This is a genomic window from Aquimarina megaterium XH134, assembly GCF_000520975.1.
GTDB lineage: Bacteria > Bacteroidota > Bacteroidia > Flavobacteriales > Flavobacteriaceae > Aquimarina > Aquimarina megaterium.
This window is the reverse complement of the sequence record NZ_JACB01000049.1, coordinates 22,714-46,167: the sequence shown is the minus strand read 5'-3', so window position 1 is coordinate 46,167 and position 23,454 is coordinate 22,714. Positions and strand designations below refer to the sequence as shown.

The 23,454-nt window shown below is 33.5% G+C and carries 21 protein-coding genes; 13 read left to right on the top strand and 8 right to left on the bottom strand.

Going from position 1 to position 23,454, the window contains the following annotated elements:
• Positions 1-64 precede the first annotated feature (64 nt).
• The 4 genes from Z053_RS0122470 to Z053_RS0122450 all read right to left on the bottom strand — a co-directional run bounded on the left by Z053_RS0122470 (position 65) and on the right by Z053_RS0122450 (position 4,681).
• Positions 65-1,654: an SGNH/GDSL hydrolase family protein gene (locus Z053_RS0122470; RefSeq protein ID WP_316930206.1), complete on the bottom strand. Its 1,590-nt coding sequence runs from the start codon at positions 1,652-1,654 to the stop codon at positions 65-67.
• Between the two features lie 5 nt (positions 1,655-1,659).
• On the bottom strand, positions 1,660-2,907 hold the full coding sequence (locus Z053_RS0122465) for an OmpP1/FadL family transporter (protein WP_025667212.1): 1,248 nt from the start codon (positions 2,905-2,907) through the stop codon (positions 1,660-1,662).
• Between the two features lie 282 nt (positions 2,908-3,189).
• Positions 3,190-3,957 carry an alpha/beta fold hydrolase gene (locus tag Z053_RS0122455; protein WP_025667211.1) on the bottom strand — a complete coding sequence of 256 codons (768 nt, stop codon included), beginning with the start codon at positions 3,955-3,957 and terminating at the stop codon, positions 3,190-3,192.
• A 10-nt stretch (positions 3,958-3,967) separates the two neighbouring features.
• Positions 3,968-4,681: a pyridoxine 5'-phosphate synthase gene (locus Z053_RS0122450; RefSeq protein WP_025667210.1), complete on the bottom strand. Its 714-nt coding sequence runs from the start codon at positions 4,679-4,681 to the stop codon at positions 3,968-3,970.
• Between the two features lie 100 nt (positions 4,682-4,781).
• Here Z053_RS0122450 and Z053_RS0122445 point away from each other — a divergent pair, with 100 nt between their 5' ends.
• The 8 genes from Z053_RS0122445 (at position 4,782) to murI (ending at position 12,850) form a co-directional block, all read left to right on the top strand.
• On the top strand, positions 4,782-5,438 hold the full coding sequence (locus Z053_RS0122445; protein ID WP_025667209.1) for a CBS domain-containing protein: 657 nt from the start codon (positions 4,782-4,784) through the stop codon (positions 5,436-5,438).
• A gap of 46 nt (positions 5,439-5,484) precedes the next feature.
• A complete protein-coding gene (locus Z053_RS0122440; protein ID WP_025667208.1) occupies positions 5,485-6,369 on the top strand; it encodes an NAD kinase in 885 nt (294 codons plus the stop codon).
• Positions 6,370-6,468: 99 nt separating this feature from the next.
• A complete protein-coding gene (gene porG, locus Z053_RS0122435; protein ID WP_025667207.1) occupies positions 6,469-7,146 on the top strand; it encodes a type IX secretion system protein PorG in 678 nt (225 codons plus the stop codon).
• A 2-nt stretch (positions 7,147-7,148) separates the two neighbouring features.
• The gene (locus tag Z053_RS0122430) at positions 7,149-7,886 is read left to right on the top strand and encodes an isoprenyl transferase (protein ID WP_025667206.1); all 738 of its coding nucleotides are present in this window, start codon (positions 7,149-7,151) and stop codon (positions 7,884-7,886) included.
• Positions 7,887-7,890: 4 nt separating this feature from the next.
• Positions 7,891-10,521, top strand: a complete 2,631-nt coding sequence (locus tag Z053_RS0122425; protein ID WP_025667205.1) for a BamA/OMP85 family outer membrane protein — start codon at positions 7,891-7,893, stop codon at positions 10,519-10,521.
• Positions 10,522-10,556: 35 nt separating this feature from the next.
• Positions 10,557-11,414: an OmpH family outer membrane protein gene (locus Z053_RS0122420; RefSeq protein ID WP_025667204.1), complete on the top strand. Its 858-nt coding sequence runs from the start codon at positions 10,557-10,559 to the stop codon at positions 11,412-11,414.
• A 46-nt stretch (positions 11,415-11,460) separates the two neighbouring features.
• The gene (locus Z053_RS0122415) at positions 11,461-11,970 is read left to right on the top strand and encodes an OmpH family outer membrane protein (protein ID WP_025667203.1); all 510 of its coding nucleotides are present in this window, start codon (positions 11,461-11,463) and stop codon (positions 11,968-11,970) included.
• A gap of 91 nt (positions 11,971-12,061) precedes the next feature.
• Positions 12,062-12,850 carry a glutamate racemase gene (gene murI / locus Z053_RS0122410; protein WP_025667202.1) on the top strand — a complete coding sequence of 263 codons (789 nt, stop codon included), beginning with the start codon at positions 12,062-12,064 and terminating at the stop codon, positions 12,848-12,850.
• Between the two features lie 141 nt (positions 12,851-12,991).
• Here the strand turns inward: murI and Z053_RS0122405 are convergent, their stop codons facing one another.
• The 3 genes from Z053_RS0122405 to Z053_RS0122395 form a co-directional block, all read right to left on the bottom strand.
• A complete protein-coding gene (locus Z053_RS0122405; protein WP_025667201.1) occupies positions 12,992-13,210 on the bottom strand; it encodes a hypothetical protein in 219 nt (72 codons plus the stop codon).
• 115 nt (positions 13,211-13,325) lie between these two features.
• A complete protein-coding gene (locus Z053_RS0122400; protein WP_025667200.1) occupies positions 13,326-14,057 on the bottom strand; it encodes a LytR/AlgR family response regulator transcription factor in 732 nt (243 codons plus the stop codon).
• Positions 14,058-16,271: a tetratricopeptide repeat-containing sensor histidine kinase gene (locus tag Z053_RS0122395; RefSeq protein WP_025667199.1), complete on the bottom strand. Its 2,214-nt coding sequence runs from the start codon at positions 16,269-16,271 to the stop codon at positions 14,058-14,060.
• Positions 16,272-16,488: 217 nt separating this feature from the next.
• Here Z053_RS0122395 and Z053_RS0122390 point away from each other — a divergent pair, with 217 nt between their 5' ends.
• A complete protein-coding gene (locus Z053_RS0122390) occupies positions 16,489-17,661 on the top strand; it encodes a vWA domain-containing protein (protein ID WP_025667198.1) in 1,173 nt (390 codons plus the stop codon).
• A 43-nt stretch (positions 17,662-17,704) separates the two neighbouring features.
• Complete coding sequence (locus tag Z053_RS0122385; protein ID WP_025667197.1) at positions 17,705-18,217, top strand: rhodanese-like domain-containing protein; 513 nt, start codon at positions 17,705-17,707, stop codon at positions 18,215-18,217.
• Between the two features lie 63 nt (positions 18,218-18,280).
• Here Z053_RS0122385 and Z053_RS0122380 read toward each other — a convergent pair whose 3' ends face one another.
• Positions 18,281-19,303 (bottom strand): PorP/SprF family type IX secretion system membrane protein, encoded by a 1,023-nt coding sequence (locus Z053_RS0122380; protein ID WP_025667196.1) that lies wholly within the window; start codon positions 19,301-19,303, stop codon positions 18,281-18,283.
• A gap of 519 nt (positions 19,304-19,822) precedes the next feature.
• On the opposite strand from Z053_RS0122380, the gene Z053_RS0122375 reads away from it, so the two are divergent.
• The 3 genes from Z053_RS0122375 to Z053_RS0122365 all read left to right on the top strand — a co-directional run bounded on the left by Z053_RS0122375 (position 19,823) and on the right by Z053_RS0122365 (position 23,357).
• Entirely contained in the window at positions 19,823-20,734 is a 912-nt protein-coding gene (locus Z053_RS0122375; protein WP_025667195.1) for a NifU family protein, read from the top strand.
• Positions 20,735-21,001: 267 nt separating this feature from the next.
• Complete coding sequence (locus Z053_RS0122370; protein WP_025667194.1) at positions 21,002-21,835, top strand: AraC family transcriptional regulator; 834 nt, start codon at positions 21,002-21,004, stop codon at positions 21,833-21,835.
• 241 nt (positions 21,836-22,076) lie between these two features.
• Positions 22,077-23,357 (top strand): serine hydroxymethyltransferase, encoded by a 1,281-nt coding sequence (locus Z053_RS0122365; protein WP_035096584.1) that lies wholly within the window; start codon positions 22,077-22,079, stop codon positions 23,355-23,357.
• The last annotated feature ends 97 nt before the right edge of the window (positions 23,358-23,454 follow it).

The following is a 23,454-nucleotide window of genomic DNA, read 5'->3' as shown; positions in this document are numbered from 1 at the left end:
TAAAATATGCCAGGATAAATAATTTATCCTGGCATATTTAGATATATCTGATACAATTAGTATCTTAATTAACATCATTACTTAAGGTAACTGTACCATAATCTGCAGGATTAACCCTTGGCAAGTTAGCTCCATAAGTAGCTTTAATAGCATCTAATACTCCATTGGTTATCAAAGCATGAGCTCTTGGTGTTGGGTGCACCCCATCTAATGAGAATCCTCCACCTCTAACAAATTCTGATGTAATCATTCCTCCATCAATAGGAATACCTCCGTTTGCAGCTTGTGCCAAATCGGCTGCAGCGTCATAAAACGCTAATCCTTTAGCCGTAGCAAGGCCCGCAATAGTAGCATTAAATCCTGTACGAGCATTTTCTATAGCTGTTTGTTCTGCAGGTATTAACACATACTTATCCTCTAAAGGAAAACTAACACCATTAACTGCTAATTGTCCTGCTTCTTCCTGAGACAAACCTAAACCAACTAATTCTGCAAACCTAGCCTCATTAAGTTTTCCGATAATACTAGAACTTGTAAGTACTAACAAATCTTCTGCTGTAGCTTGTCTTGCCTGACCGTATTGCGCACCAAAAAGGGCTGCTTTTGCCGCTCCAAATGTAGGCGTTAAAGCCGCAGTCAATTGTGCCGTTTTATTATCAAGCGACTCATCTTTAATTACCACAGCACTTGCTCCGGTAGTAGAAAATTCTATCGCTCTTTCTGGAACACCAATACCTGCAAACGCAAGATTTAATCCCGCATAGGTTGCATTAAGCGTAGGTATTTGTGGTCCAAAATCTGGATTCAAAGGACTTAATGGCGCATAAGGAACCGTTGTAAAAAATGGTATAGAAGTTACACTTGGTAAGTTTAACAACACTCCCTTAGCTCCTTTTGCAGTAAGTGCATCAATTAATTGACTATAAACTCCTGCAAACACAGTAGTATTTGTAATATCATTTGGACCATAAGTAGACGGATCAGTGTTAGGCACTTCATTATTATCTGCGCCTACACCTCCAGAAGTAGCATAGCTAAGTATATCATTATTTCCTATCCATAAGCTAAAAAACGTAGGGTTTTGAGCTACAGCATCTCCTACAACCGTTGCTGTTGCAGAAGAAGCAAATCTTGCAAAATAAGGATTCGCAGAACCACTTGACACTCCTGCTACATTACCATATCCTGGTGCAGCCAAATGAAAACTTTTTGCTCCGGGAACTCCCATATTATTGAAAGAACTGGCTAGATTATTCGTGAAGTCAGTTGAAGGTACTGCTCCTGTATATGTTGCTGGACCAACCGGCTTACCATCTGCATCAAATACCAACACAAATCTCGGAGGGAAGGTAACCGGATCATTACTAAACCCTCCTGTATTATCCGACATTAAAGGTTGCGTAAAATCTCCACCACCCGCAAATACAAATTGCTTAGATAGTATATTAGGATACGAATTTTCCTGTCCTGTTATATATAACGCTCCATCAGCAAAACCTGCTGTAAGCGAGTTCCCCAATGCTACATAGTTACTAAAATCAGCTTCTCCACTTGTATACGTTCCTGCCTCATCAATCGGGTTATCAAATTCTGGTTCACATGCTATTATTCCTAATGCAAGAATCGCTAAGTATTTTATATTTTTCCTCATCATCTTTATTACATTTTATAAGTTAAACCAAGTCCAGGAGCAAATGCGCTGGATTTATATGTTCCTCCAAAAGATTCTCTACCGCCAGTCGAGTTTGTACCAAAATCATAAGAAGCATCTACCTCTTCAAATCTCAAGTAAAAGAACGAAGCATCAATAGCTAGCTTAGGTGTTACGGCAAAACTTAAACCACCAGTAAATCCATCAGAGTCGTTACGAGGAGTTTCTGGAGCAAAATAACCTGGTTGCACCGGAGTTTCATCACGGTAATATCCAGCTCTTAGAGTGATTTTATCTGTTGCCTGATACTGCAATCCAAGTCGGTATACCGAAGAATTCTTATAATTACGAGGGTTCACCGAACTAGAGCCATTACCAAAGGTAAGATCCAGCGACTTATATACATCCCAGAATTGTCTATTATAATCAAATGCAAATACCCATTTCTTATATTCGTATGAAAGCCCTAGAGTAAGTTCTGCTGGCAACGGTAACTCTGCATTAAAAGTCGTAGTTCCATTAGCAGGTGTTGCAGGAGAATTTGGAAAATTCGAAAACGTAGCTTCTCCTCCTTCAACTTCCATAATAATCTCACTACGATAACTAAATCCTATATGCAAATCTTCGGTAGGATTAAACATTGCACCTATACTCCATCCCCAATTGGTAACTCCAGAATCGTCGACCGTAATATTAGAACGGTTACCTTCTAGATCGGTTGTTGTTCTACTAGCATTACGATTAAAATTCACAGAGCCGGTAACATAAATAGGTCCTCCCCCGATACTAAATTGATCAGAAATCTTAAACGACACCACTGGCTGTATATAAATTGCTGCCAATTCAATATTATTTACCAAATGAGAACCAGCCCAGTTTGTTGGCCACTCTACTTCACTACCAAAAGGAGTATATACTCCTAAACCAATAGACATCCAGTCATTTACTTTATAAGAGCCATATAAATTAAGAGGAGTTCCCACAGAACTATCTGTTTCTGAAGAAGTACCTAATTCTCGATTTTGATATATTACATCTGTAAAAATCCCACTTACACCAACACTTACGTTTAATTTATTTTCTAAGTACACAAGACCCGCAGGGTTAAAGAATACCAACTCAGCACTATTCACCACCGCTACTCCAGTATGCCCCATGGCAACAGCTCTTTGTCCTTGCACACTAACTCTATATCCGCCTGCATACGTAACCAAAGTTACCGAGACGAACAGAATAAATAATAAAAGTTTTCTCATAATTAATTTAGTATTGTTTGTTATGTTAGAATGAACTTGTCTACTTTTTTGTTTGTGAGTAAAAAATTTTGGCAGTTAATCTAGAATAAAAGGTTTCATGAAGGCATCACCACGCCATATTATGGTAAAGACACAAGAATTTAGAGGCCAAAATGTAAAATTCGTAGGTAAACAAAAAGTTTAGATAAGTTCTATATTAAAATTTGATTTTCCAAATTTAATAGAAAATACCAATTATCCAACGAAATCATCAAAATATTATGCATACATAGCATTTTTTCTTTATTTTTTGACGAATTCTAACACTTCTTCCAAAAAATTCGCCGGGTTTTCGGCATGCAACCAATGACCCGCGTTTGAAATTTCTGCGATTATTGAATTAGGGAATTGTTTTTTTATTCTGGGTTCATCTTCATCCAAAATATAATTAGATCGTTCTCCTTTTAGAAAGAGAGTATGTCCAGAATAACTATATTTTTCTGGTAGTTCTACTCCTATTTCGTGAGCATTTTTCATCAAGGCCTCCAAATTCATTCGCAATCCGAGAACTCCCTTATCTTTCCAGTACAGATTTTTAAGAAGAAACATTCTTACACCTGTATCAGGCACATACATACTTAACTCATGATCCACCTCTCCTCTGGATTTTAAAATTTCAAAATCCAAAGCACTTAACCCGTCTAAAATATCCTGGTGATGTAATGGATAATATTTTGGTCCTATATCGGCTACAATCAAACGATCAATCAAATCAGAATATTTTGAAGCAAAAAGCATTACTGTCTTCCCTCCCATAGAGTGTCCCAAAATATTACAGTTCTGCAAATGGTACTCTTCGCAATACGTCGCTAAATCATCTGCAAGTATATCATAACTAAACTCATCGCTATGAGGGCTTCTACCATGATTTCGTTGATCTACCAAATGAACCTGAAATCCTTGTTCAGAGATTTTCTTCCCAAGTGTCTTCCAGTTATCTCCCATTCCTAAAAACCCATGAAGAATTATAAAAGGTTGCCCTTCGCCAAAAACGTTTGCATGTAACTTCATATCTACAGTTTTATTTTAGTCGATGTAAATACATATTAACTACATTCTCTAACCCCAGATATATCGATTCGCTTATCAAAGCATGCCCAATAGAAACCTCGAGAAGACCAGGGATATTTTCTTTGAAAAACTTAATATTATCCAAAGAGAGATCATGACCTGCATTTACTCCGATCCCAAGGTCAATTGCCTGTTGAGCACAATCCGAATAAGGCTGTATTGCTTTCAAATTTCCTTTTGCGTATTCTGAAGCAAATTCTTCGGTATACAATTCAATTCTATCTGCCCCTGTACTTACAGCACCTTCTATCATCTCAGAAACGGGATCTACAAATATTGAGGTTCTAATATCATTACGCTTAAACTCTGATATCACTTCTTTCAAAAAACTTTCATGTTTTTTTGTATTCCAACCTGCATTACTCGTTATAGCATCCTCTGCATCAGGCACCAAAGTAACCTGTGTTGGCTTAACAGCTAATACCAACTCTATAAACTTAGGAATAGGATTTCCCTCTATATTATACTCTGTATGTACAATTGGCTTTAAATCATATGCATCTTGATATCGTATATGCCTTTCATCTGGTCTTGGGTGTATTGTAATTCCTTCTCCTCCAAAATGCTGAATATCGGTGGCTACTTGTATTAAATTAGGAGTATTCCCCCCTCTTGAATTACGTAAAGTTGCAATTTTATTAACGTTAACACTTAACTTTGTCATGGTTTTTGATGTCTTTTACTAAAAAAGCAAAAATACAAAGTTGAGAACGCCTTGATTGTATATTTTTTGATTATTTTGCATAATATAGCCCCTAAAAGTTATGAAAACGAATTTGTACATAGTTAATGAAATAGAACCTCTTGATGTGACTGTCAAAGTAACAGAGGCACAACTACTATTTAATGAACTTACCTATACCCATTTTCCTGTAATAAAACAGAATATATATTTAGGATGCATTTCTGAAGCAGATATCCGATGTTTTGAAACTGACAAAACTTTGGATGCATATCAATATGCCCTCGAAGGGTTTTATGTAAGAAAAGGTGATAACTGGTTGGATATTCTAGAAGCTTTTGCACAGAGTAACTCTAACATTATGCCTGTACTTGATGATGATAATAGTTATTTAGGCTTTTTTGAACTTGGTGATATCATGAACCTTTTTAACGAAACTCCGTTTCTTAGTGAACCTGGTAATATTTTAATAGTAGAAAAAGGAGTTCTGGATTATTCTTTTAGTGAAATTTCACAAATTGTAGAATCAAATAATGCCAAAGTATTAGGTTTATTTATATCAAATATGAAAAATGATGTCGCCCAAATAACATTAAAGATTAGTGATAGTGATATTAATAATATTGTACAAACATTTAGAAGATATAGCTATAACATCGTTTCAAGACATCAGGAAGATACATTTTTAACAAATCTTAAAGAAAGATCTCAATATTTAGCAAAATACCTTAATATATAGGACAGTTTACCTAATCTATAATACTAATAACACAAATCAAATCATAATGAAGATCGGTATATACGGGCAGTTCTATCATAAAAATTCGGGAATCTATATTCAACAGTTATTAGAGACTCTTGACAAAAATGGTGTAGAAGTTGTAATTGAGAAAAATTTTCTTGAATTAATAAATCTTCATGATGAAATAGATAAAACATATTCTCATTTTAGCACTTTTGAAGAACTGGACACATCGTATGATCTTTTTTTTAGTATTGGAGGAGACGGTACTATTCTCAAAACGATCACCTATGTTCGAGATTTAGGGATCCCAATTGCAGGGATCAATACCGGAAGATTAGGCTTTTTAGCAACCATTCAAAAAGAAGAAATTAAGGACACTATAGCGCTCATCCTTGACAAAAAGTTTTATATTTCTTCAAGAAGCCTCGTAACGGTAGAAACTTTACCTGCAACAGAAGAATTTGGAGTATTAAACTTTGCAATGAATGAGATTGCAGTAAGTCGAAGAAATACAACTTCTATGATTACTGTTCACACCACTCTTAATAATGAATTTCTTACTTCATATTGGGCAGATGGCCTAATTGTTTCTACTCCTACCGGCTCTACAGGATACTCATTAAGTTGTGGCGGCCCAGTAATGATGCCTGACGCAGAAAGCATGGTACTAACTCCTATCGCTCCTCATAATCTTAATGTAAGACCCCTTGTTATACCAGATAATCAAGAAATTAAATTACAGGTTTCGGGAAGAGAAGATACCTACTTAATTTCTTTAGACTCAAGAATACACACACTACCAAATGAAGCCACAGTAGTTATCAAAAAAGCTCCATTCAAAATTAATATGGTAGTTCTGCAAGACGAAAGCTTTCTAAAAACATTGCGTAAAAAGATGCTTTGGGGGGAAGATAAACGCAATTGAACAATAAAATGTGCTAAAAAGTGTTTTTTATTCATACTATTTTACTCAAATTCTTGTGTACTAAACTTAATTGTTATATTTGCAAACTTTTGAAAATCTATGAGATACTTAGCATCACTTATAATTGTTGTATTTTTTGTACAACCAATCGCATCACAAACTTACGAAGTAGGTTTGATGGCTGGAGGAGCTAACTATATAGGAGATGTAGGATCTACATACTATATTTTACCTAATAATGTCGCTTTTGGAGCTATCGGAAAATGGAATCGAAGTAAACGACATGCTTTTAGAGCTTCATTTTTATATGCCAAACTCAATGCTAATGACGATAAAGGAGATGATAGAAGAAAACAAAGAGGACTAAGTTTTAGCAATTCTGTAAAAGAAATATCGCTAGGAATGGAATTTAATTTCTGGGATTGGTATCTTTACGACGGCGAATCCCAATTTACCCCTTATCTATATACAGGAATTACGACATTTAATTATGGTGCATTAGCTGTAGATGCGAATAATCAAATCGACGCATATGCAGATAAATGGAGTTTCGCGATCCCTATGGTTTTAGGGATTAAAAAAACATTAGGTAGAAATTTTGTTTTTGGTGCAGAAATAGGTGCCAGATACACATTTACTGATAACCTTGACGGCAGTAATCCTGATGATAGATATGGAACAGGATTTGGTAATTTAAATAACAATGACTGGTATGTATTTACAGGTATAACAATATCGTATACCTGGGGTAGAATACCATGTTTTTGTGCTTTCTAAAAATGATTGATAAAAAACAATTAAACTCTAATATCCCACAGCACGTTGCCATTATTATGGATGGTAATGGGCGATGGGCCAAAAAGAAAGGTCTATTTAGAGCCGTTGGTCACGAAAACGGAACTAAAGCTGTTAAAGAAGCTGTAGAAAGCAGTGCCGAAATAGGCGTTAAATATCTTACATTATATGCTTTCTCTACAGAAAACTGGAACAGACCAAAACTTGAAGTAGACACCTTAATGAAACTTTTGGTGAATTCCTTAAAAAAGGAAATCAAAACACTTCAGGATAATAATATTAAACTTAATGCTATTGGAAACTTGCAGTCGCTTCCCGAAAAAGCAAGAGTAGAACTTTTAGAAGTTATCGAAAAGACCAAATCCAATACACATATGACACTTACTCTAGCGCTAAGCTATGGAAGCAGAGAAGAGCTTATAAAAACTATCAAAGAAATAAGTATTAAAGTTAAAAATGGTGTAATTTCGCCACATCTTATAAATGAATCAGTCATTAATGAGCATTTGTATACAAAAGACCTGCCCGATGTAGACTTATTGATACGTACCAGTGGGGAACAACGTATCAGTAATTTTTTATTATGGCAAATTGCGTATGCAGAATTATATTTTACAGAAATTTTATGGCCGGACTTTAAAAAAGCCGATTTATTTGAGGCCATATACAATTATCAAAAAAGAGAAAGAAGATTTGGAAAAACTAGTGAGCAGCTCAGTTAAAGAAATGACAAAAAAACTACCTATTACGTATTTTACGTTACTCGCCTTATTAATATCAACATCACTTTCTGCACAAAATTTACCTGGTGCTAACGGGAAAGAATATATTATTGGGGATATTAAAGTTACCGGGATTACCAGTTACAATGAAAATACAGTAATTACTTTTACCGGCCTTAGAAAAGGAGAACGTATTTTTCTTCCTGGAGATAAAATAAGTAAAGTCATTAAGAAATTATGGGATCTCGAATTATTTAGTGATATTAACTTTTACATTAGTAATGTAGAAGGAGATGTTGCTGATCTCGAAATTAACATACAAGAAGTACCTGAGTTAAACGAAGCCCGTATTCAAGGAATTAAAAAGCGTAAATCTGAAGAGTTAATTAAAGATAATGGATTAACCAAAGGAGCAAAGGTTACAGAAAATCTAATAACTACAACTCGTAATTTTATTGCTAATAAGTATAAAAAAGACGGATTTCTGAATACTAAAGTTGTTATCAACACCATTCCTGTTAAAGATACCGTTGTAAGCAACAAGGTAAACATGGTAGTTTTGATCGACAAAGGAGATCGGGTTAAAGTTGATAAAATCAACATAGAAGGAAACGAGCAACTTTCTGATGCCAAGGTGCGCAGAGCAATGAAAAACACCAAGCGTAAGAAATTTTTAAGATTCTGGAAACGATCAAAATATATCCGAGCAGATTACGAGGAGGATAAAGATAATATTATTACAAAATATAAAGAAAAAGGATATCGAGACGCTCGTATTACCTCTGACAGCTTGATTGTAGAAGATGATAATAGCGTATCGCTTAATCTTAATCTTGAAGAAGGTAATAAATATTATTTTGGTAATATCACATTTCTAGGTAATAGTGTATATACCGACCGAGAATTAGCCCGACAACTTGTTATCAAAAAAGGAGATGTGTACAATGGTGTTCTTTTAGAAAAACAAATTGCTGATAATAGTAAGCCCGATGCAGATGATCTTACTAATTTATATCAAAATAACGGATATTTATTTTCTTCTATTGATGCTGTAGAAACAAAAGTATATAATGATACTCTTGATTTTGAAATCAGAGTTCGTGAAGGAAAGCTGACTTATTTTGACCACATTACCGTTACCGGAAATGATAAAACAAATGATCATGTAATTTACAGAACACTTAGAACCAGACCGGGTCAACGCTATAGTAAAGATCTTGTGGTACGAACTGTTCGTGAATTGGGTCAGTTAGGATTTTTTGATCCAGAACAACTTGAACCACAATTTAAAAATGCAAATCCTCAGGCAGGAACTATTGATATTAATTACCCTGTAGTAGAAAAAGGATCCAGCCAAATTGAGCTTCAGGGAGGTTTTGGCGGAGGTGGTTTTGTAGGGACTCTGGGATTAGCTTTTAGCAATTTCTCAATACGTAACATTTTTAACAAAGAATCTTATAGCCCTCTACCCATGGGAGATGGGCAAACGCTTAGAATAAGGGCCCAAGCTAGTAGATTCTTTCAAACCTATAGTCTTTCTTTTGTAGAACCATGGTTAGGAGGAAAAAGACCATATCAACTCTCTACCTCATTTTCTCATACGATCCAGTTCTTGCTTAATAACAGAACACGTAGAGTAGACAGAGATAGTAAATTTCTTATTACTGGTGGGTCAATAGGTATAGCTAAAAGATTAAATTGGCCAGATAACTACTTTACATTATCTCAAGCTATTAGTGTAAGACATTATAATCTTAAAAACTATAACACTCGATTATTTACTTTTGGTAATGGATCTTCTAATGATTTATCCTACACTATAGGAATCAATAGAAACAACACTACAGTAAACCCTATTTTCCCAACAGGTGGATCAGAATTTAATCTTGTTGCTAAACTTTCTGTACCCTACTCTCTTTTTGATGGCGTAGACTACAGTGACTTAAAAGATCGTAGAGATGCTTTAGAAGAAGAAAGAAGTAATCTAGACAATAGTAATTCGAGAGATCTTGTAAGAAGTGCTGAAATAGGCACAGAGATTGGAGAAATCGATCAGGAGCGTTTTAAGTGGCTAGAATACTATAAGCTAAAATTTGATGGTACTTGGTACACAAGTTTAGTAAATATTGGAAAAAAGCCTTTGGTTCTAAAAACAAAAGCAGAGTACGGTTTTTTAGGTGCATATAATAGCAATAGAGGTAATATTCCTTTTGAACGTTTTTTCCTAGGAGGAGATGGATTAGGGGCTACAAGTCTTGATGGTCGTGAAGTTATTTCATTAAGAGGATACCCAAATCAATCTATTACACCACAAAGTAGAACTAATAATCAAGATTTTGATGCTGATGGGGCAACAATTTATAATAAATATTCGTTAGAGCTTCGTTATCCTATAACACTAAAACCCGCTGCATCGATATATGTGTTAGGATTTTTGGAAGGTGGAGCTTCTTATGATAGCTTTAAAAGTTTTAATCCTTTCCAATTAAGTCGTTCTACTGGAGCAGGTTTGCGTATCTTTATGCCAGCATTTGGGTTATTAGGTATAGATTTTGGGTATGGTTTTGATCCTATTCCGGGAACAAATCAGGCTAATGGATGGGAAACCCATTTTATTATAGGACAACAATTTTAGTTTTGGCACGATTATTTCTATATACACACAAAGTTATGAAAACAAAGGGTCTTTTACTAGTTGCAGCAGTCAGTTGGCTATTTTTCACAAACGCAGTACATGCACAGAAAGGTATTAGGATTGGCTATATCGATATGAGCTATATTCTGGAAAACGTTCCAGAATACAACGAAGCTTCTTCTGAACTCGAAACCAAAGTACAAAAATGGAAAGTTGAAATAGAAGCAGAACTTAAAGAAGTTGAAGAAATGCGTAAAGACCTTAATAATGAAAGAGTCTTACTAACCAAAGAGCTAATCGAAGAAAGAGAAGAAGATATCTTTTTTAAAGAAAAAGAAATATTAGAATATCAACAAAAACGATTTGGCCCTAATGGAGATCTTTTTATTCAAAAAAAGAGATTAGTTCAACCAGTACAGGATCAAGTTTTTGTAGCAGTTCAAGAAATTGCTAAAAACAAAAAATACGATTTCGTTTTTGATAAATCAGCAGATTTAGTAATGTTATATTCTGCAGATCGATTCGATATAAGTGATCAGGTGTTACTTAGAATAAATAGAGCTTCAAAAAGAAAACAGCTCAATAGTAAGAAAGATAAGAAAGCCCTGGAAAGAGCTGAAAAAAGAAATGCAGAACAAGAAGCTGAAGTATCTGACAGAGAACGTGAAGCTCAAAAAAGATTATCAGAAAGAGAACAACTTCTTGCAGAGCGTAAAGCTCAAAGAGATTCTATAAGAGCTGCAAAAAAGAAAGAGTTCGAAGAAAGAAGAGCCCGATTATTAGAATTACAAAAAAGAAAGAAAGATTCTATTAAAGCTTTAAAAACTCAAAGAGAAAATCTAAAAAATAATGACTCATCGTCTGATGCTGATAGTAGAAAAGACAATGATTAAATAATTAATTTTATAAATTTATAACACCCTTTAATAATACTTACAAATGAAACAATTTAGAACGTTATTAGTAGCTATTGCAATTACCATAGGAAGCTCAAGTTTTGTGAATGCTCAATCTAAAGTAGCACATATAGCATCACAGGAGCTTGTAGAAGCAATGCCTGCTTTTAAAGCTGCAAAAAGTGAGATCGAAAAATTAAATAAGACTTATGATGCAGAAATCAGAAATATGGTGTTAGAGTTACAAAACACTATTAAAAAATATTCTCAGGAAGCTGAAACTAAGACGGATGAAGAGAATTTAAAAAGACAACAAGAAGTACAGGCTACAGAAAAAAGCATTAACGATTATAGAACAAATGCGCTTCAAGATCTTCAGAAAAAAGAGATCGAATTAATGAAGCCTATCTATGAACAAGCACGTACATCTATCCAAAAGGTAGCAAGAGCGCAAGGTTTTCAATATGTATTAGATTCTACTACAGGTACCGGAGTAATTATGGCTGATGGTAAAAACCTAATGGCAGATGTAAAAAAAGATTTAGGTATTTAACAGTTTTACTTTAAACTTTTAATAAAAATAAAAAAACAGTGAGATGACATCTCACTGTTTTTTTATTTTTGAGATAAACTATCATGTAATTATGCAAAATCAACCTATTGGTATATTTGACTCAGGTGTTGGTGGAACAACTATCTGGAAAGAAATCACCTCTCTATTACCACATGAGGATACTATCTTTCTAGCTGATAGCAAATATGCTCCTTATGGTAAGCGTAGCAAAGAAGAGATTACAGCATTAAGCATTAAAAACACCGAGAAGCTCCTTGAGCTAAATTGCAAGATCATTGTGGTTGCATGTAATACCGCAACTACAAATGCCATAAAAACACTACGATCTAAGTATGACGTACCCATTATAGGTATCGAGCCTGCTATAAAACCTGCTGCTATTCATACCAGAACAAAAAAAGTAGGTATACTCGCCACAAAAGGTACTTTATCTAGTGAATTATTTGTCAAAACGTCGGATCTGTATACTCAAAATATTGAAGTTATTGAAGTTGTTGGTACTGGATTGGTAGAACTTATCGAAAATGGAAAGATAAACACAGATGAAATGCATACTTTACTTCATTCTTATATCACTCCTATGCTTGACAAAAACATAGACCATTTAGTTCTTGGATGTACACATTACCCTTATCTAATCCCTCTTCTAAAAAAAATCCTTTCCGATCAGATTACAATTATCGATTCGGGAGAAGCTGTTGCACGACAAACCAAAGCTGTATTGATCGCAAATCAACTTTTAAACCTAGACTCTAAAATAGGTGAACACACTTTATATACTAATGGTAATGCAGATATACTAAAGAATATTTTACACAAAAACACTATTACATATACTGTAAAAACTTTAGATTTTTAGTTTTTATACTATATAAACTTAAAAAAGATTGTCTAAAAAATCATGTTCTTAGTTTTTACAAGAAAAAGCAACAAATTAATTTTCAAAAAAGACAACAAACAGATTACTTCTAGACAATCTTCATATCTTACAAAAGATAGATTAACAATAAATAGGACCACTAATTCCGCCACCAGTACCCGTTCCTCCACCAGTACCTCCACAATTATTAGTATAACAAGTTTGACCTGGGTTATTACCCTGTCCGGCACAACTGTGTAATGATGGGTTAGCTGTTCCTCCTTTGATAGCTTTAGAGGCCAGATTAGAAATTTTGATTTTTTCTAGAGATAGCTTTTTTAACGATTCTCTTTTTTTCATTATTTTAAGTTTTTGTAGTTAATAATAGTGGATATTACAAATTACAATAACTAACACTTGTTTTTTTAAAGTGTTTTAACAGAAAAAATAAAAACTTCATAATTATCGATTAGGATTATTTAAAATAATTCAATAATGTTCCTTTTTTAGAAGAAGACACCGCTAACTCTTTTCCTGAAGAAAGTACAATACTCCCCCCCTTCCCCTTCCGATATCGTGTTATTTTACTAACATTCACCAAATAACTTTTATGAGTTCTTACAAACCCGTGTGGATTTAGGGATTCTTCAAAATATTTTAGCGTTTTACTTACTAACTTTTGGCCTTTATCCAGGTAAATTTTTGTATAGTTATCATCAGCTTCGCAATACATAATATCAGAAATTTGTAGAACCTCGAAACCATCTTGTTGCGGAATAGTGATTTTACCTTCAACAGTTGTCACCTTAGGAACTAAAACAGTATCCAATAGAGCGGTTTCCCTTTGCTTGATATAACTTACATGATCAACAGCTTTGATAAGATTATCAATTGCAATAGGTTTTAACAAGTAATAGGTTGCCTGAGCGTTTAGAGCATCTACCGCATAATGATCATAGGCGGTTACAAAGACAATTTCGAATGTGCGATCAGGTACTTGTTCTAATAAATCAAATGCATTGCCATATGGCATTTCTACATCCAAAAACAACATATCAGGAGTGTAAGATTCTAGCAATACCAATGTTTCTTTTACACTGGCTGCCTCTCCCAAAATGGTAACCGATGGGCAATACTTACCTAAATAATTTCTAAGTATCGCTCGGCTATTAGCTTCATCATCTACTATGATTGCGGTTAAGTTCATTTACTTGTCTTTCTTAAGAATTAATTTTACCTGCGTTCCTTCTGTATTATCTTCGAGATCCGATATAAACACATCAACCTTATCTTTATACATTTCATTAAGGATGGCAATTCTCTTTTTGATATTACCCATTCCTCTGGATTTTTGAAGTTTTTGATTATGCGTTTTCAGTTCTTTAGATTTTTTACGTCCAATTCCATCATCAGTAATTGTAATTTCTATACTTTCTGATGTTGCTTTTTGAAAACGTATGGATAACAGCCCCTTTTCAATTTTATATCGTAGTCCATGCCATACCGCATTTTCTACATATGGCTGCAATAACATAGGAGGAATCATATATTCATTAATATCGATTTCTGGATCAACCTCAACTGTATATTCAAATTTATCCTGAAACCTAAAATGCTCTAATTGCACATATAATCTTAAGAGTTCTATCTCTTTTTCTAGAGGAATAAAATCTTCTTCACTATTCTCTAAAACAGCTCTCATCAATAACGAAAAATCAGTAAGATATCTATTTGCTGTTCTTTCATCACTTGTTGCTATAAATGTATTCACAGAATTTAAAGCATTAAAAATAAAATGTGGATTCATTTGGGAGCGTAGTGATTTTAAAGCTAAAATATTATTTGCATATCGTTGTTGCTTCATATTACGATACATCAAATACCCAGCAAGAAGTAATAAAACCATTAACCCAATTAAAAAATAGATTACAATTTGTTGTCGTATACTTTGTTGATTTGCTATTTCTTGCGAAGCAAATGCCAATTCATATCTTGCTTCATTTAACTCCCTATCTTTCTCTAATGTAGTAATTCTATTTGCTCTCTGCGCTAGTTCTCTGCTAAAACGAGTTGCCTGTGATATCTCCTGATCTTTTTGAATATATAACTTATCTATGATTACCTCATATTCTTTGAAGGCATCTGATGCTTTTTCTAACTCTCCTTTTTCTCGATATACTTCTCCTAGTTTTCGGGTAGCATCTTTTTGAACAATAAGATCATTTTTTGATTCTGCCTCTTTAATACTTTCTTCTAAATATGGTATGGCTTCATCATATGCTTCTTGTGCTGCAAAAGCACTGGCAATTTTATAATTTTGCACTTGAGTAGTTAAAGAATTGTCTTTCTCTGCCTGTGGACCATCATTATCATTGCTTTCTTCAATCTCTTCGATATCCTCGAGTGCTTCTTTTCTTAATTGTATCTCTTTACCATAGCTATTACTCTTGTTATAAAAATCTGCTGCAACAGATCGTTGTCTCGCAGATGTTTTTTTATCCTTTTGTTGTGCCAGTTGCACCGAATTATCCAAATACTCCTCTGCATCTCTAATATTCCCCTCTTGTTGTAATACTTCGGCTAGCTTAGAGTTTAACAAAATCACCTTATCATCCAGCTTTTTTCTCTGGCTTATAGAAAGAGCTTTATTGTAATTAGTAATGGCATCAGGATAATTTTGCAACCCTTTATAACTATCTCCCAGACCTTCATAAACAATAGCCTTTTGAGTATTACTCAACCTGGATCGCCGTAATTCATCAAAAGTATTTAGAGCTGCCTGGTAATTTTTTCCTTCTAGTTGAGCATTAGCTAATTTAATTTTTACATCTGCGTTATATTTATTTTTAAGACTAAGAAGGTAGTTACTCTCTGCAAGATCTGGCTGTTTCCAGTACTCATAAATATCTGCTAACGATTCAAATAATTCGGCTTTTTTATCGTCTGATGAAGGATCATCATCTCGTATTGTTTCTAATGCATTAGTGATATATTCTATACTCGTAGCGGCATCCTTTTTCAAAGAACTTTTTGCTGCTCTAAGGTTTTCCTGATATCTCGACTCTCTTTTTTGTTTTGAAATCGAAGGTGATTTAGCCTCTTGCGGATTATCCTGTACTTCAATATCAATTCTTTGGCCATCCTTAATTGTATATCGTATAGTATTAAAACTATCATGAGTAATTACAAGTTCATCTCCAACACGGGCTTCAATCCTAAAATCACCAAAAACATCAGTTGTAACGGTCCCTTTTCCCAGAACAGTCACATCAACATCTCTAATTGCTTTTCGGGTGCTCTTCTCCTTCACAGAACCTTTAATACTCATCGATTCTGGTCGTTTCATTCTAGCGTTTTCTTGCCCCAAAACCAATACAGGAAGGAACCAAAGAAATACTATTATCAAACCAATCTTCTTCATTATATACTATTAAAACAAGGTAAACTTAACCCATTTAAGTGGGATAATAAAATTAGAATCACTTGATTATACTGTTTTACAGTAGCTTTTTAGGACAAAAAAGAAACTTCCCTAATCAAAAGAGTAAGTTCCCTCATTTATATTAACTAGTCCCTCATTATAGATTTTTAATCAAAAAAGTTAACTATAGTTTTATCCAAAATTAAAAAAGGAAACTATGAAGACATTTTTTACATGGAGCATGTTATGTTTACTTGTTACTATTTCTTGTAACGCAAATAATAAACCGAACTCCGATCTCGCATTTCAAAAAGAAAAAAACCACCTAATACAAACTACCAAAACCGATCCTAATACACGTAACATACAAGTAGCTTTACTATTAGACACCAGTAATAGTATGGATGGGCTTATTGACCAGGCTAAGGCTCAACTATGGGAAATCGTAAATGAACTTTCTTATGCAAAATGCGGTCATAACAAAATAAAGCTGGAAATAGCATTATATGAATATGGTAATGATGGTTTACCATCTCAAGAAGGATTTATTAGACAAGTCTTACCGTTCTCTGATGATTTAGATGAAATATCCAAAGAACTTTTTGCACTTACAACTAATGGAGGAAATGAATATTGTGGTAAAGTGATCAATACTTCAATTAATCAATTAGGTTGGAAAAAAAATAATGATCATTTAAAACTAATCTTCATAGCTGGCAACGAACCCTTTACCCAAGGGCCGGTTGATTATAAAGATGCAGCAACAGATGCATTAGAAAAAGATATTACGATTAACACCATTTTTTGTGGTAATTATAGACAAGGTATTGAGACAATGTGGAAACACGGAGCCGATATTACAACTGGAGAATATAGTGCAATTGATCATAATCGTGAAACCGTACATATTGCAACACCATATGATGATATTATTCTTAAGCTCAATCATAAATTAAATGGTACATATATCTATTATGGTCACCAAGGCGCTCAAAAAAGACAATTACAAGCTGAACAGGATAGTAATGCAAGATCCTACAGTTCTGCTAATGCTGTAAGTCGAACCGTTAGTAAGAGTTCTGGTTTCTATAAAAACAAAAGCTGGGATCTAATCGATGCTGCAGAAGACGAAGCTTTTGAAGTCGAAAAAGTAGCAAAAGACGAATTACCAAAAGAGCTTAAAGGAAAATCTAAAGCTGAGTTAAAGCAATATATCGCAGAAAAAAGCAAAACGCGTAAAGAGATACAACAAAAAATTAAAGAGTTAAATAAAAAGCGTGTATCGTATATCAAAGAAAACAGTAAAAAAGATGATACAAACCTAGAAGCTGCTTTACTAAATGCTATCAAAAAGCAAGGAAGAAAAAAATCTTTCTCCTGGGAAGAATAAATCATAAAAAAACAGGGTACTTCAAGAAAAATAAACAGTCAAGATGAAAACAGTTATTAAAGTAATTATACTAATTCTAATACCTATGTCAATGCAGGCACAGCAACAAAAGAAGTTATCAAAATCGAATGTTGATTATGATTCTTTTCTAGAAATATCTGAAGAAATTTTAGAATATAGAAAAGAACGATTAATTCCTTTGGAGACTTTTCTAAAGTATATGACAGATGAGAACACTATTTTATTAGACACTCGTTCTGAAAGTGCTTACAAACAAAAGCACCTTAAAGGAGCAACTCATATCAATTTTTCTGATTTCACAGAAGGGAAACTGGCAAAAAAAATACCTTCCAAAAAGACTCGTATTTTGATTTATTGTAATAACAATATCGATGGAGACTCTATTAATTTTGCTTCCAAAATGGCTCCTCTGGCGTTAAATATCCCAACATTTATAAATCTCTATGGATATGGTTATAAAAATGTATATGAATTATCTTCTTTGGTCCCTATAAAAGATCAAAGGCTACAATTTGATGGTACTTTTACCAAATAAAAATATAAATGGTTGCAAATTTGCAACCATTTATATTTTTTATGTAATATTTTTATACTGTGATTAGTTTTTAGAATTAACCGCAGGGCAATTACAATCCCATCTTTCCTTACGTTTTCCAAAATCGTACCCTAGAGTAATTTGATGAAAACCACCATTACTAAGCACTACCGAATTTAATTGATAACTGTAGGTATACCCAGCCATCCATTTTTTATAATTAATTCCCAAAAACGGAGTTATGTATTGCAATTGCTGGCTTTCTACAGAAGTGCCATCTTGAGAAAATTCTGCTCCATCTAGGCTACGTCTGTAAGATATTCCTCCCCATAAAGTGCTCGAACTAAAATCTCTGTATACTTTTAAATTAGCATCAATGGTGCTTTCTTGAGTTTCATCTGTAGCTTGATACATAATAGATGGCTCTAAACTCCAGGGAGTAGCACCAATACCAAACAAATACCCTAAAGAAAAGATATATCTACGTTGATTATTAGATTCTCGTATCGGGGTATTATTATCAAAAATATCACGAACAGTTGGCAATATGTTTTTAACAGTAATATGTGCATACCATTCTAAATAGTTATAAGATAACCCTACATCAACATTGTAATATACATCTTTTTGTACTCTATCAAGAATTACAGGATCTGGATCAAAAGGATCATCAAGCCCTCTTAAATCTACATTAGATTGTATCAAACCGGCACTAAGGCCAAAAGATAACATGTTTAGATCTGTTCTATCTCTCGAAAACAAAAGATGATAAGCATATGTTAAATACAGTCCTGTCTGGGAAAACCTACCGTTTTCATCTCTATATACAATTCCTCCTAAACCAGATTTCTCGCCAGTTCTAAAATTAATATTTAATGTCTGTAGATTAGGTGCATTATTCACATCAAACCATTGCTTTCTGGCAGTAAGTCTAATTTTATTAGCATTTGATGCACCAGCCATTGCAGGATGTATCAAGTACAAATTATCAGATAGATAATCAGAGTATACAGGAATACCTTCTTGCGAGAAGACAAACGGAGATACCAGTACTAATACTACTACATAGAATGTTTTTAAGTTCATTTGAGCACTATTATTTAGGGGCTAAATAGAATTTGTGAATTCAATCTAAACTATTAAAAACAGTTTATATTGTGAGGCTTCACCTTATTTTTTTAAATAAATCATTGTATTTCAATCGCTCCAAAGATATAAATTTTTGTCAGAATACAAGATCTATACTTTTTGAAGTCATAACAAGTCAAAGGATGTACCCCCTCTTCTGGTTATTATTTTTAACCAATTATAGACATTAGAAATCAGTCCTTGATCATTAATTTTTGTGCTAACACAACTACATTCCCACTATAAGTCAACGTTTAATTAAGATTTTGTGATAAATCACTTATTATTAGTGACGAAATTTTTGATCAATAATCTTATTCATCTTTATGCTTATATTATTATCTAATTCAACAACAAAAGCTAAAATTATATACTTTATTTATTTACATATATTCAAGATTAGTTAAAAATTGTTAGCATTACGCATACATTACTAATATCGTCTTGCTTTTTAGTAGATTTGCAAAAAAATAGCGCATGGAAAAGAGTTTTGAAATAAAAATAGAGCCTACTTCAAATCCGGGTATTGTTAAGTTTGAAGCCAATTATTTTCTAACCCAGCATACCAGTTATGAATTTGAGAATATAGATCAAGCCAAAAACGCTCCTCTTGCACAACAATTGTTTTATCTACCATTTGTAAAAAGGGTATTTATTGCACAAAATTTTGTTGCTATAGATAAGTATGATATTGTAGAATGGCCAGATGTGCAAGAAGAAGTTGCACAACAAATCAAAAATTATCTCAATAGTGGTCAACCTATTATTATTGAAACTGAGGCTGAAACCACAAAAAAAGTTCCTATTACTATTTATGCAGAGAGTACACCTAACCCTGCTGTATTAAAGTTTGTTGCTAATAAAAAATTAGTTACTGTGGGTCATGAATTTAAAAACATTGATGATGCTAGTGAAGCACCTTTGGTACAAGAGTTATTTCATTTTCCGTTTGTTAAGGAAGTATACATTGATGAAAATTATATTTCTATAGGGAAATATGACATGGCAGATTGGAATGATATTACCACAGAGATTAGAGATTTTATACGTAATTATCTAGAGCAAGGTAAAGAAGTTTTAACTGCAAATGCTGTTGTGACAAAAGAAGAAGTAAAAAAACAGTCTGATTTAGATTTTGAAAGCCTGGATGATGTCTCAAAAGATATTGTAAATATTATTGATGAATATATCAAACCTGCTGTAGCTAGTGATGGAGGTAACATATTATTTGATTCTTATGATCCGAAGAGTAAAGGAGTAAAAGTAATTTTACAAGGAGCTTGCAGTGGGTGCCCTTCTTCTACTTTTACATTAAAAAACGGAATCGAAAACATGCTAAAAGAGATGTTAAAAGACAAAGTAGAATATGTAGAAGCTATAAATGGTTAATTTTTATATATAAAGAACCAAAAAACATAGTTTTTATCTATTCACTATCATACTAAATTATCCGTAAATAGTACTAAAACATCAAAACATACAATTTTTAATACATTTCAAACTATTGATTATAGATAATTTATAAAACCAACATATATTAGCTACTTAAAAAAAGTATAGAAATACTTTTACTTATATCATAAGTTAAGAATCACCCCAAGGTTTTTTTGGGCTTTGAATGATAAAAAAATTGTTCAAAAGTAAATTATTGAGATAATGTATGACAAGAATAAACATAATAATGTCCAGCATTTTATAAATAACGCTCTCGATAATTTAGAGTTATTTAAAGGGTCATTTACATCGCATCAATTTAAGCCTCATTTTCATGAAAGTTATACTATAATTTTTATGGATTATGGTATTGGCGACTATTCTAACGATTCTTCTAATTTCATTTTATCTACTGGTTCAATTCTTGTTTTTAACCCCTATGAAGTACATACAGGAAAGCCTGTAAAAAATTCACCATGGAATTTTCTTACTATGTATGTTCCCATTGGGATCATGAAAAAGGCTATGGGCACCTTAAATTCGTCTATAGAATTACCAGTTTTCAAAGAAAACATTATAACTAACAAAGTATTATTTAAAAAAGGAAAAACTGTATTTCCGAATCTGATATACAATCAACATAATCCAAAGTCTGAATATTTACTTATGGATTTTCTAAAAGAGCTAATCCAAAGGTATGCACATACTGAAATAAATAATGAGCCAATTTCAGAAAAATTTATTGTAGCAAAACAAATCAAAGAATATTTACACAATCATTACCTCGAAGAAGTTTCTATTCACGATCTTTCTAACTTAACAGGTATTTCAGAATATGGATTGATCAAATCTTTTAAACAACATTATCAACTTCCTCCACATCAATACCTAGTGAATCTCAGAATAGAAAAAGCTAAAAAACTACTCACCGAAAGATTATCTGCAACAGAAGTTGCATACCAATCTGGTTTTTTTGACCAAAGTCATTTCACCCGGCATTTTAAAAAAATAATAGGCATTACTCCAAAACAATTCGCCAACAAGGTAATTATTTAACTCACCTTCTCAAAGACCGCAATACAGCACTCTATCTCCATTTTACTTCATAAAACCAATACAAATATTAGGTTGCAATTTTGTACTATTTTTTCAATTTTATTCTTCACAATTTGCATCGGTTAATTTTTGATTCGTAAAGATTCTATATATCAAAAAAAACAAAAACCAACATTGTAAAAAATACAGTAACCAAAATCCGATGCACAATATTGGATGTAATACGTTAAAAAAGAAAATTATGGCACAAGATATTCAGGACAATGAGATAAAAAATCTTATCGCAGAAGAAACAGAACGTCAGGAACATGGAATAGAGTTAATCGCTTCGGAAAACTTTACATCTAAACAGGTTATGGCTGCTATGGGCTCTTCTCTAACCAATAAATATGCAGAAGGCCTTCCCGGAAAACGATATTATGGTGGCTGTGAAGTAGTTGACAAAGTAGAAACACTTGCTATTGATAGAGCTGCAAAACTCTTCGGAGCAGAATGGGTAAATGTACAACCACATTCTGGAGCACAAGCAAATGCAGCTGTAATGCTAGGTTGCCTTAATCCTGGTGACAAAATATTAGGTTTTGATCTGTCACACGGAGGTCATCTTACCCATGGATCACCGGTTAACTTTTCTGGTAAACTTTATCAGCCTAGTTTCTATGGAGTAGAAAAAGAAACAGGTCTCATCAATTGGGATACCGTAGCAGAAACAGCAGAAAGAGAAAAACCTAAACTAATTGTTTGTGGAGCATCTGCTTATAGTCGTGATTGGGATTACAAAAGACTAAGAGCTATTGCAGATCAGGTAGGTGCCTTATTATTGGCAGATATCTCTCATCCGGCAGGATTAATTGCCAAAGGTTTATTAAACGATCCGATAAAACATTGTCATATTGTAACCACCACAACACACAAAACATTGAGAGGACCTAGAGGTGGTATGATTATGATGGGGCAGGATTTTGAAAACCCATGGGGGCATGCAACCAAAAAAGGAGTAATCAAAATGATGTCTAATATTTTGGATATGGCTGTTTTTCCTGGAACTCAAGGAGGGCCATTAGAACACGTAATCGCTGCAAAAGCAGTAGCATTTGGCGAAGCACTTACTGATGATTATAAAGTGTATGTAGAACAAGTAGCAAAAAATGCCAAAGCGATGTGTGCTGCCTTAATAGAAAGAGGGTATGATATTATCTCTAACGGAACCGATAATCATATGGCACTTATTGACCTGCGATCAAAAGACATCACAGGAAAATTAGCAGAAAACACATTGATAAAAGCAGATATTACCATTAATAAGAACATGGTACCTTTTGATGATAAATCACCATTTGTAACATCTGGTATGCGATTAGGAACATCAGCTATTACTACCAGAGGAATGAAAGAAGATGACATGTATACTATGGTTGGTTTTATAGATGAAGTATTAGCAAATCACGATAATGACACTAAGATTTCATCTATCAAGACAGAAGTAAATAACTGGATGAAAAATTTTCCATTATATAAATAAAAAACAGTCTAGCGGATAGTTATATTATGAAATGAGCCATATAAACCAAGTTTGTATTTATCGAAAATTTTGAATGGTGAATTCCATCTGACCGTTA